Origin of the sequence: Vibrio sp. V43_P6S15P86, from assembly GCF_009904725.1 — a bacterium.
In the GTDB taxonomy this organism is placed as follows: Bacteria; Pseudomonadota; Gammaproteobacteria; order Enterobacterales; family Vibrionaceae; genus Vibrio; species Vibrio diabolicus.
The window spans coordinates 57,553-66,865 of sequence record NZ_WXWT01000245.1 but is presented as its reverse complement, the minus strand read 5'-3'; the positions used below and the strand labels follow the sequence as shown (position 1 = coordinate 66,865).

Annotated in this window: 8 protein-coding genes; 5 read left to right on the top strand and 3 right to left on the bottom strand. The window is 45.5% G+C overall.

Going from position 1 to position 9,313, the window contains the following annotated elements; all coding sequences use genetic code 11:
• Positions 1-577, bottom strand: a 577-nt coding sequence (yihA, locus tag CAG69_RS11110; RefSeq protein WP_161444177.1) for a ribosome biogenesis GTP-binding protein YihA/YsxC, incomplete at its 3' end; no start/stop codon positions are given.
• Between the two features lie 159 nt (positions 578-736).
• Here yihA and CAG69_RS11105 point away from each other — a divergent pair.
• The 5 genes from CAG69_RS11105 (at position 737) to hemN (ending at position 5,446) form a co-directional block, all read left to right on the top strand.
• The gene (locus CAG69_RS11105; protein WP_005379248.1) at positions 737-1,354 is read left to right on the top strand and encodes a c-type cytochrome; all 618 of its coding nucleotides are present in this window, start codon (positions 737-739) and stop codon (positions 1,352-1,354) included.
• Positions 1,355-2,193: 839 nt separating this feature from the next.
• Entirely contained in the window at positions 2,194-2,832 is a 639-nt protein-coding gene (locus tag CAG69_RS11100) for a class I SAM-dependent methyltransferase (protein WP_005394454.1), read from the top strand.
• Complete coding sequence (yihI, locus tag CAG69_RS11095) at positions 2,832-3,374, top strand: Der GTPase-activating protein YihI (protein WP_005394455.1); 543 nt, start codon at positions 2,832-2,834, stop codon at positions 3,372-3,374. The genes CAG69_RS11100 and yihI overlap by 1 nt, the downstream gene beginning before the upstream one ends.
• Before the next feature lie 7 nt (positions 3,375-3,381).
• Entirely contained in the window at positions 3,382-3,870 is a 489-nt protein-coding gene (locus CAG69_RS11090) for a DUF2489 domain-containing protein (protein WP_005379254.1), read from the top strand.
• 184 nt (positions 3,871-4,054) lie between these two features.
• The gene (gene hemN / locus CAG69_RS11085) at positions 4,055-5,446 is read left to right on the top strand and encodes an oxygen-independent coproporphyrinogen III oxidase (RefSeq protein WP_048624602.1); all 1,392 of its coding nucleotides are present in this window, start codon (positions 4,055-4,057) and stop codon (positions 5,444-5,446) included.
• A gap of 69 nt (positions 5,447-5,515) precedes the next feature.
• Here hemN and add read toward each other — a convergent pair whose 3' ends face one another.
• Both add and CAG69_RS11075 read right to left on the bottom strand, forming a co-directional pair.
• Positions 5,516-6,520, bottom strand: a complete 1,005-nt coding sequence (gene add, locus CAG69_RS11080) for an adenosine deaminase (RefSeq protein WP_005395038.1) — start codon at positions 6,518-6,520, stop codon at positions 5,516-5,518.
• A gap of 147 nt (positions 6,521-6,667) precedes the next feature.
• Complete coding sequence (locus tag CAG69_RS11075) at positions 6,668-9,214, bottom strand: bifunctional diguanylate cyclase/phosphodiesterase (RefSeq protein WP_005395037.1); 2,547 nt, start codon at positions 9,212-9,214, stop codon at positions 6,668-6,670.
• Positions 9,215-9,313 lie beyond the last annotated feature (99 nt).

Below are 9,313 nucleotides of genomic sequence, written 5' to 3'. Positions count from 1 at the left end.
TTGCGCGCAACTGATCAACGCCTAATCCTTTAAGGGAAGAGAACACATCAACGGAAACGTCACCACCGAAAGTTTCTACTTGCTTACGAACTTTCAGCAGGGTTTGTTTGCGTGCGCCACTTTTTAGTTTATCTGCTTTGGTTAGCAAAACTTGCACAGGAATGTGGCTATCGATGGCCCAGAAAATCATTTGCTGGTCGAGATCTTTCATTGGATGACGAATGTCCATCAGAACCACTAAGCCTTTTAGGCACTCGCGTTTCTGTAAGTATTCACCCAAAGATTTCTGCCATTTGTTTTTCATCTCTACCGGTACTTGAGCAAAACCGTATCCAGGTAGATCGACAATGTGACAACCTTCTTCTACTTTGAAAAGGTTGATTAATTGCGTACGACCAGGTGTCTTTGATGTCTTGGCTAAGCTTTTTTGATTAGTTAGACGGTTAAGTGCACTCGATTTACCAGCGTTTGAGCGTCCTGCAAACGCAATTTCGACACCTTCGTCTTCCGGTAGGTGACGAATATCGGGTGCGCTGGTGATGAAATGCGTATTTTGGTAATGAATTTTTACGCTCACTGTTAACTCCATCTCGACTTTGTGTAGTCGATTGATTACTTTTTTGTGAAAATGTGTAAAATAACCGTGCTCGGCATAAGGTCGCCTATTGTACCATGAGTGTACGCGGTATGTTCACATTCCGTGGTACTGGAAGCTTGATAATTATAATGGAATGTCATGAAGAAATTAGCGCTAATTTTGAGTCTTTTAGCCAGTTGCTCAGTATGGGCCCAAGGTAATATTGAGGCTGGTAAAGCAAAATCACAAACCTGTGTCGCCTGTCACGGAGCAGATGGCAACAGTGCAATAACAACGTACCCGAAACTCGCAGGCCAACACGCTAAGTATCTTGAGAAGCAGTTAAAAGAACTTAAGCTAGGCATGACAAGTGGTGGTAAACAAGGTCGTTACGATCCTGTAATGAGTGGTATGGCAATGCCACTGAGCGATGAAGATATCGCAGACCTATCTGCTTACTACGCTTCGCTACCAGTTTCAGAAAACTCAACACCTGAAGATGTGGTAGCAAAAGGCAAAACGCTTTATACCGCTGGTGATGCCGAGCGTGGTCTAACCGCATGTATTGCATGTCATGGTCCTCGTGGCAATGGTACTGAGCTTTCAGGTTTCCCGAAAATTTCTGGTCAGCATGCTGACTACATCAAAGCTCAGCTAGAAAAATTCCGTGATGGCGACCGTGGTAATGATATGAATGCCATGATGCGCGACATCGCGAAGAAAATGACAGACGAAGATATCGAAGTGCTGTCTAAATACGTTGGCGGTCTGCACTAATATACCTAAATCGCTCAAGATCCTGCATCTTGAGCTGGTTGGGTAGATGTCCCTACATCGTTCGAGCAACTTGTACAAAAATGCCCTAGTGAATCCACTAGGGCATTTTTGTTCGTGACAAATATCACAGTCGACTTTGAGTTCGAAAGCGATAGTTAGCTCGGTAGTTTGTGAGACATTTGCCATACTTGATGTTGGCTTTTTCTTGTTGGTGTTTTTAACTTTTTGATTAAATGATAATTTTGATGTTTTAGAAAAATAGGCGGATTATTTTTTCAACCCATTACTTGTGAGCATAGCGGGATGGCGTAAAGTAGAAGTTGTTCACAGGGGGTGAATGTAAGGATTTAAGACCACGGTTTAGGTCTCCAAGGATGTAGCTCGGATGCTTGGTGATTTAGAAAGGGATTTAGATAGGTAGGGAGCCTATCTGATAAGGATGGTCATCTCGTCTGACGGTTAAGACAGTGAAACGGATCAGGCACAGGAAGTTGCTCAGTAGACAGGAAGTAAACGGATAGCCAAAACTCATCAGGAAGATGAAAAACAACTCTTTTTGGCAGGGAAAGCTCGAAAAACAAAGGGATTATTGGTGCACCAAATGTGTGCAACACAGTTTCGCCAATTGATGGCACTTAGAAAGCGACAGTCTGACTGTCGCTTTTTTTATATTCTTTTCCCTTGGTAAGTCGCAATCTGAATTACGATTACTGCACTTATTTACTTCGATGGGTTGTAAACAAAGTTTTTTAACAAAAATTGCTGAAAAAATACTCAACAACACTCCAATCCGAGTTCACTTTCTGGTATGTTTCGCATCCCTGTTTGAGGAAGTCAGCATGCATACCTGTCCTTTATGCCAAAATCAGCGTACTCACCACTATTTTGAAGATAAGCGACGTGAATATCTTCAATGTGAGCAGTGCAGTTTGGTGTTTGTGAATCCAGACCAACGTTTGGATGCGGAAACCGAAAAAGCTCACTATGATTTGCATGAGAACAACCCTGAAGATTTAGGTTACCGACGCTTTTTGTCGCGTATTGCTGACCCGATCACAGAGCGAATTTCTCCACAATCAAATGGTATCGACTTTGGTTGTGGTCCTGGCCCAACGCTCTCCTTAATGCTGGAAGAGGCGGGGCACAACATGGCGTTGTACGATCTCTACTACCACCCCGATACGTCGGTTTTAGAAAAAACGTATGATTTCATGACAGCAACAGAGGTGATAGAGCACCTCTACCACCCAGATTTGGTGTGGAAGCAATGGTTGAATTTAGTTAAGCCAGGGGGCTGGATAGGCCTGATGACGAAAATGGTCATCGACGTGGAGGCTTTCAAATCATGGCATTATAAGAACGATCTCACTCATGTAGTGTTCTTTAGTCGTGACACGTTCCAGTTCCTAGCAGAGCGGGATAAGCTCGAACTCGAATTTATTGGTAATGATGTAATTTTACTGAGGAAACCCCAGTAATGAGCCGTAGTAAAAAATCTAGAAAGCCAGGTGCCGCTGGCGCACCTGAGTTTGTTGTAACTCGTAACCGTACAGAATCTGATGTGGAAGGCCGCCTACGCAAGCGTGCTAAAAAGCGCAAAGGCTTGAAAACGGGTAACCGTAACTCAGAAGTTAACGAGCAGAAAAAGCAAGCTGCTGCACAAAACCGCGACCCGCGTTTAGGCAGTAAAAAGAAAATTCCTCTGGTTGTTGAGCCTGCGAAGAAAATGACGAAGCAAGAGCGTCGTTTGTCGGCAGAGCAAGAACTAGAGATGCTAGAAAATGACGCGCAATTGAACGTGTTGCTAGACCGTATTGAAGCGGGTGAAAACCTAGGCACAGGTCTACAGAAATACGTCGATGAGAAGCTCGACCGCATTGAGAAGCTAATGGACCAACTAGGTTTGTTGGAACCTGAAGAAGAGGAAGACTTCACTGCTCCTGCTGAGAAAAGCACGCGCAATGATGATGACTTGCTGGCAGATTTCGACGACATTAACTTCGACGACTACAAAGGATAATTAAGCTATGAATGTAACCTTATTAGCTATTGCTGGTGTTGTGATTATCATCGCACTTGCTTCTTATGCAGGTTACCTTCTGCTTCAATTGAAAAAGCAAAAGGAATTGCAGCTAAAGCATCAAAAATTGGCGATAGATAAACGTAACGCCAACATTTTTGAGAATGTGCATACCTTGTGTCAGGCGGGTATTCAAGGCCAATGCGATTTATCTGAAATCAGTATTCGTGTGTATAACATCATGGATTATGTACAAGGTGAAGACCGTGTCGATTTCGATAAAACGTACCCTGCAATTTCTGAGCTTTACCATATCGTGAAAGATATGGCGCGTGGTGAAGAACGCCAACAACTTGCCAAGAAAGAGCGTATGCAACAGAACTTGACGCGTCATAAAGCGGAAAGCCGCCTTACTGACGCGATCATTGAAGAGCTCAAAGTGTTGCAGAAAAACGTCCAGCCACTGAATAATCAAATCAATATTCAGATGATTTAATAGTTACCCCCAATGGTTTCCTTATGACTGCTGGGGGTATCGTGATCACGCTAGCACTTCTTTAGTTTTATAATTAAAAAGCCAGTCGGCGTTGCCACGCTTGTCATCGTCGTATGGCAAAATAGCGGCTCTGAATATCGGGTGACGGTTTTCGTTGCCCTAGCATTTAACGGAAAGTACCACCATGTCGAATCAACACACTGAATCGAAGCAGCAAATCGTCTGGGATCAAGCGGTATTGGATAAGTACAACTATTCCGGTCCTCGCTACACGTCGTACCCAACGGCGCTGGAGTTCCATGAAGCGTTCACCATTTCTGATTATGATATGGCATGCACTCAGTACCCAGACCGCCCATTATCGCTGTACGTGCACATTCCGTTCTGTCACAAGCTTTGTTACTACTGTGGTTGTAATAAAGTCATTACGCGCCACTCGCACAAAGCGGACGAATACCTCGATGTGCTTGAGCATGAGATTCGTCAACGTGCAGCCTTATTGGTGGGCAGAACGGTAACGCAATTGCACTTTGGTGGTGGTACGCCAACGTTCCTTTCTGAAAAGCAAATTACACGCGTAATGAGCCTGTTGCGCCAAGAGTTTACCTTTAGCAGTGATGCTGAAATCAGTATCGAAGTTGACCCGCGTGAAATTCAGATCACCATGCTGGATCACCTGCGTAGTGAAGGCTTTAACCGCTTGAGCATCGGTGTTCAGGACTTTAACAAAGAAGTGCAAAAATTGGTGAACCGTGAGCAAGATGAAGAGTTCATCTTTGCGATGGTTGCGCGCGCAAAAGAGTTGGGTTTCCGTTCGACAAACCTAGATTTGATCTACGGCTTGCCAAAGCAAACCAAAGACTCTTTTGCCAAGACGTTAGAACAAGTACTGGAAATGCAGCCGGGCCGTCTGTCCGTGTTTAACTACGCGCACATGCCACAGCTATTTGCAGCGCAGCGTAAGATTAAAGACGAAGATCTGCCTAAAGCAGAAGAGAAGATGGCGATTCTGCAAGATACCATCGCGACACTGACTGGTGCTGGCTACCAGTTCATCGGTATGGACCATTTTGCATTGCCTGATGACGAACTTGCCGTTGCTCAGCGCGAAGGTATTTTGCATCGCAACTTCCAAGGCTATACCACACAAGGTGAATGTGATTTGGTTGGCTTTGGTGTCTCTGCAATCTCGATGATCGGCGATGCATACGCGCAAAACCAGAAAGAGCTGAAGAAATACTACGCTCAAGTCAACGAACTTCGTCACGCACTGTGGAAAGGGGTTTCGCTGGATTCTGATGACTTGCTCCGTCGTGAAGTGATTAAGCAGCTGATCTGTAATTTTAAGTTAGACAAGAAAGCGATTGAGTCTGAGTTTAAAGTGAAGTTTGATCAGTACTTTAAAGAAGATTTGCAGCTACTTCAGACCTTCATCAACGATGAGCTGGTGGAAGTGGATGACAATGAAATTCGTGTGACGCTGCGAGGTCGTTTGCTGATCCGTAATATTTGTATGAGCTTCGATAAGTACCTGCGAGCAAAGGCGCGTCAGCAACAATTCTCTCGTGTTATCTAATCATAGACGCCGATTCAAGATATAAAAAATGCCAGCAGATGCTGGCATTTTTTTATGTTTTCGCTGGATTTAAGCGCGATCTTTTACTTTTGCTTTCAGTTCCGCTTTTTCTGCTTCTGAAAGGAATGCAATCTCAAGACCATTGATTTGTGCTTGGCGAATCTGGTCTTGGCTCAGACCAGCTGCTGGTGCCGCTACTTCGTATTCGTATGGCAGCTCGATACCTTCAACCGCTGGGTCGTCAGTGTTCAGACACGCAAGAACTCCATGCTCTAGGAACTGTTTGAGAGGGTGGTTTTCTAACGTTTCTACCGTGCTTGTTTGGTAGTTTGATGTTAGGCAAGACTCAATACCAATGCGGTTTTCTGCTAGGTAATCCATCAGTTTTGGATCGTGGATCGCTTTTACGCCGTGACCGATACGAGTTGCGCCCAGCTCATTGATTGCTTGCCACATGCTCTCTGCACCTGCTGCTTCACCAGCATGAACCGTTACCCCAAGGCCAGCGTCGCGTACTTGTTTGAAGTGAGACACAAAGCGATCGCCTGGTTGGCCCAGTTCGTCACCCGCCAAGTCGACAGCAACGATGTGATCTTTTTGGCTCAGAATGCCGTCCAGTTCTTGTTGGCACGCGTCGGTGCCAAATGTGCGGCTCATGATACCGATCAGGTTGGCTTTCACGCCAAAATCGCGCATACCCGCTTGCACACCGTCCACGACTGCTTCAACAACACCCGCTACTGGTAACTTGTGTTTCATTGCCATGTAGTATGGTGAGAAACGCAGTTCAGCGTAATCGATTTGAGCGTTTAGTGCGTCTTCCACGTTTTCGTACGCCACACGACGACATGCATCTAGGTCGCCCAGTACCGCAACACCCCAGTCGAGCTTAGAAAGGAAAGCAACAAGAGAGGGTTCCGCTTCGACAATTTGAACGTGAGGAGTTAGAGACTCAATATCGTACGCTGGCAGAGCAATACCAAATTTTTGGCCAAGCTCAAGAATCGTTTTAGTACGAATGTTACCGTCGAGGTGGCGGTGCAAATCAGTAAGAGGGAGGTTCTTCGTTATCATTATGTCGATCCGGATAGTTATGAACTGGAACAGGGCCCAAACATCATCTGTGACAATACATGGGTAAGATTTGCAGTTAAGTATAAATAACAGTTAGGTAGATTGTCAGTAGAGGATGACTAGGAAATCAACGATTCTCGCTCTTTTCTACTTCATGTTAACCAAATGTGTTGGCCACTCTTCTAGCGGCATTGGACGGCTGTAATAGAAGCCTTGCACTTGGTTGCAGCCTAAAGAGCGCAGTAATTGTGCTTGATTGCTATCCTCTACGCCTTCTGCGACGACATTGGTTTTAAGGCCCGCGGTGATATTGATGACCGCAGCAACGACCGAACTGTCTAAGTTTTCTTGCGTGAGTTGATTGATGAAGGTGCGATCAATCTTCAAACAAGTAAATGGCAGTGAGTGAAGATAACCCAGTGATGAGTAACCGGTACCGAAATCATCGATCGCGATACCAATCCCCATATCACGCAGTTTGGTCATATTTTCCAGTGTGGTTGGTGCGCTATCAATAATGCGCGACTCGGTGATCTCCAGTGTTAGGTTACTGGCGGGTAATTTTGTGATATCCAATACGTTGGTCACCGTATCGACAAAATCAGGGCAGGACAGTTGATTAACGGAGATGTTCACATGCAGTTGGAAGTCTGATGGCCACTGATTACTTTGAATGGCTTGGTATGTATCGCGGCAAGCTTGTAACAGAATTTGTTGGCCAATGGCTTTGATCATGCCGCTTTCTTCTGCGATTGGAATAAAATCTAGTGGTGACACCATTCCTGAGTCACTGTGCCAGCGCGCCAGCGCTTCTGCGCCACACACATTACCACTAGCGAGATCCACAATAGGTTGATAATGAGGGACAAACTCTTGGTTTTCGATGCCAGTTTGAATCTTAGTCAGCATTTGGGTGCGGAACTTTGAAGCGCTTGCCAGTTCAGGGCTGTAATGACAGACACCGGTCAGTGAGTCTTGCTTGGCGTAGCTTAATGCGATGCTGGCGTTGCGAAGCCACAGCGGCATGGTTTCATTTGGTTGGGTTTGCACAATGCCAAGTGAAATCTTCATCACTACATTCTCACCTTCCACCATAAATGGGGTGGAAAAGAGTTGCTGTAATCGACGCTCGGTTTGTTTAACTTTGGCTTCCGTATCGGCGTTTGAGAGAAACACTGCGAACTCATCACCACCAATCCGAGCCAGTAACGCGTTATCACTAAACTCTTGTTTTAGCCTTTCTGCGATGCTGACCAACAGTTGATCACCGTTATGATGACCCACACTGTCGTTGATATCTCTAAATTTGTTGATACCAAGTAAAAATAAACTGCCGTGGCACAGGTGAGATTGGTTCTCACAGATTTCGACCAAGCCCTGACGACTGTATAAGCGTGTCAGAGAGTCATAAACCAACTGCTCACGCAACGCTTTAAATGAGGCTCTGAGGTTACTCGTCATCTCATTAAAGGCATGCACAAGTACCGTTGTCTCATACACATAACCAGGTTTTGGCATACTGCTGTCCCAATCGCCATTCGCAAGGTGTTGGGCGGCGTCGGCCGTCGCGTTAATCGGTCTGGTGACTCGGTTGAAAATGATCCAACTGATGGCGATACCAAATAAGCTGACGATAAACCCGACCAGCCAACTCTTTTGTTGGCTTTTCGGCAATGTACCCAGCAACTCGGATTCAGATATAGAGGTGCCAATAAACCATGTTAAACCGTTTTGATCTCGGTATGGGGTTAGTCGGCTGAAAATACGTTGGCCGTCATGCTCAAATGAAAAGGTGTAAGGTTGCTTAGTGTTGTTGAGATCAAACGACCGAACGCGGCTCGCACTGATTTTGATGATCGGATCTGCGTTTTCAGCCGCAAACAAACGCTGCCCTTTATCAGAAAACTTTGTGCCCCATGAGATAACGCTTCCCGGGCCTGAGTGAGCGATTAAACGATGCTCTGGGTCCATGATGTAGACCGAAGCTTTGGTGTTGTATTTTAACTCACGTAGAAATTCGTTAAATGTGTTGATGCGAATGTCTGTCACCAACACGCCAGCAAATTGGTCGTGTTTATACACCGGTGTCATGGCTGACAGCGTAATATCCTGGCGTTCATCGGCATTCGTATAAATCTCAGACCACATCGAGGTTTGAGTCTCTGCGACAGGCGTATACCATGGGCGAGTGCGAGGATCGTATGGAGAGATAACCGTTCGAATGCTATTACTCACATGGTTGGTGCCATAAATAATCAGATCACCATCGGTATATCGATCTTGAACCATTAAGGTGTAATCGTCGGAAAGCTCGCGGCGGAACCCGGCAAAGTCACCGCTTTCTGAACCAAATGCGATGACATCCAACTGCGGTATCGATTGGTAAAGGTTTTTGAATGCACTCAGCAGGTAGCTTTGAATATCTGAGGTGTCGTGAGGGTGATAAAGGTTGTGATAGCTGACGTTATGTGCGAGAGCCATAACTGCAGTAAACGGCTTGCGCAGATAGCTATTAAGGTGGTCGTGGACACTTTCGGTTAACACGGAAAGTTGTTTGTCGCTGATATCTGTGACCACTTCTTCGTAGCTTTGCTTTTGGACGTAGACAATGACACCGATCGCCAGTAAGAAGATCATGACAAATGGAATGAGAACAGCGGTACGCAGTGTAATTTGAGTCGTAGCAGTAGACATTGCCTAATCACATAGATGGTGGTGCGCCACAATTGTACTGATATTTTTGTTAATATCGAGTGACAAACGACTCTCGTTGTTAACGCACCACGTAAGTGA